Genomic DNA, 1,929 nt, shown 5'->3' with positions numbered 1-1,929 from the left:
CCAAGATTAACACAGCCTATTTATAAAAAAACTGCCTCTATTTATAGTACGGTTCATTATGTGAGGTTTTCATATTCCTAGCGAATCTTTTAGAACAGTCGTTAAATACTCTACATTGGTTATTTTTTTATTACATTCGCTGCTGTTGGTGCAAATAAGATTGCCGATAGCTCTGTAATAATCCGGGTTTTTTGGTCTTTTCGCTTTTGTTATAGTGGAGAAATAGGCTACCTCACCAAAACAATTACATATGGAACAAAGATTTTTCTTACTAGTCGGTGTAACTTCACATTCAATGCCGACCAGTATTCCTTCAAGCTCATAAACGATAAACTTTTTATTGGATCTTAAGTCATTCCAGCTTAAATAGGTTAGCTGGCTGCAATCTATATTTGCTAAATCAGGCAGCTTTAATTTTTTTCGTTTTGGAAACATTTTTTTGAGTTGCTGCTCGGTGATTTGTGGGAAAGGCAGCAAAAAGGCAGAAAGACGCCGGATATATTGCTCATACTCGTTATCTGTTTTTAGTCTGGAAAGATCCAGCATTTCTTGTTGTTCCAATGTTGCGTTTGGAAAGAGGTCCAAGATTTTGGCATGAGCTAAGTCAATCACCGCTGCTAAAACATTTGGGGGGACATTATTTCTTACACTGTCCTTAATTAAAGAAATTTGCCTTTTTATTAAATTTAACTGTTCATTTTTAATGAATTTTTCGGTCATCAGCTATATCCCCAATCGTTCAGCTACCTGCTTTTATACTTATTTTAATAAATGCAGCAAACTACTAAAATGGATAAAATGACTTAGAAACGTTTTTTACATAAAACAGCACTGATGATGGATTTTCACCAGTGCCGTTCTCCTACTTCTTATGTGAATAAACAATTTTCTTAATGGTTTCAGTGGAAAGGTAGTATTCCTCAGCCAGCTGCTGGATACAGCTGCCACTGATAAAAGAATTTCTAATGGCGGCATTACGACGGTCAATCAGATGTCTGCCTCCACTTGAAGTCCCCCATTTTCGATACTCCGTTTCCCGCTTAGGAATATACAGGGTTTCCCCTTGCACATACTTTTGGATTTCCACGATTAACTTTTCGGGTAAAACTTTATTTGCATTAATATAATTCAATTCTGCCCGCTCCTTATTTTGATTTTGAAAAAAATAAGGTGCAAAGCCACTATATTAGAAAAGCTTTATCAGCGATAAAATTAACTATTTCGCCCCATGCAAAGTATCGCCTTTCCAATAATAGGCTTTGCATGAGTGGAAGAAGTACCAGACAATCTTATTTGATTCTCCATCTGTAAGCACCCCCTTAATTTATCATTATAACGAAATTTACAACTGGATTGAATCCTTTTATCTGCTTATTACTTTTTATGAATTAATAAATTTAAATGAGCATAATGATACAAAAAGCAGATTGGAGCTGATTGCTTGAGCAATTTCATTCCGGAAAAACTATCTGTAGAATACATGGATGGTGTTACTGCTACGGAACCTGTTATTCCAAGATGTTACACGCTAACTCACTCTGATTTAACTGGAGATCTATTTTTAGCTATTGGAACACATTATGCCTGGGATAAAATCAATCCTATGAGAGATGAGGTATTAGGTGAATGGAAAACAAACGGGAATTCGTTATATTACTGGGTTTATTTATATATAGATCAAGGACAATATAGCCAAAATGTATCAGCAAAACGCACTGAAATATTTAGGCGTGAGTTACCACTTGCATTAACTGCTATTCGATACGGCGATCGATTTTTATTCAACGCACACCCTTATCTAGATCATGCTTCAATAATAGTTAACTTTATGTCCGCCTATCCTCAGTTTGCTAGACAAGAGACTTGGGGGACTTTCCACAGTTTTCCCATATAATCATTATCTAAATATAGCTATTTTTTTAAAAAATA

Annotated in this window: 3 protein-coding genes; 1 reads left to right on the top strand and 2 read right to left on the bottom strand. The window is 35.4% G+C overall.

Going from position 1 to position 1,929, the window contains the following annotated elements:
* Positions 1-69 precede the first annotated feature (69 nt).
* Together V7266_RS26055 and V7266_RS26050 are read right to left on the bottom strand one after the other, a co-directional pair.
* Positions 70-720 (bottom strand): FusB/FusC family EF-G-binding protein, encoded by a 651-nt coding sequence (locus V7266_RS26055; RefSeq protein WP_335472153.1) that lies wholly within the window; start codon positions 718-720, stop codon positions 70-72.
* A gap of 142 nt (positions 721-862) precedes the next feature.
* A complete protein-coding gene (locus V7266_RS26050; RefSeq protein ID WP_335472152.1) occupies positions 863-1,132 on the bottom strand; it encodes a CD3324 family protein in 270 nt (89 codons plus the stop codon).
* Between the two features lie 309 nt (positions 1,133-1,441).
* Between V7266_RS26050 and V7266_RS26045 the strand changes: the two genes are divergently transcribed.
* Positions 1,442-1,894, top strand: coding sequence for a staygreen family protein (locus V7266_RS26045; RefSeq protein ID WP_335472151.1), 453 nt, complete (start codon positions 1,442-1,444; stop codon positions 1,892-1,894).
* Positions 1,895-1,929: the final 35 nt, after the last annotated feature.

Origin of the sequence: Neobacillus drentensis (assembly GCF_036965645.1) — a bacterium.
Classification (GTDB): domain Bacteria; phylum Bacillota; class Bacilli; order Bacillales; family Cytobacillaceae; genus Neobacillus; species Neobacillus drentensis_D.
The sequence above is the reverse complement of the archived record's forward strand: the minus strand, read 5'-3'. Positions and strand labels throughout refer to the sequence as shown.

What these genes read in the sequence shown, in the direction of transcription:
- V7266_RS26055 (WP_335472153.1), bottom strand. Translation starts at nt 720, where the DNA reads ATGACCGAAAAATTCATTAAAAATGAACAGTTAAATTTAATAAAAAGG.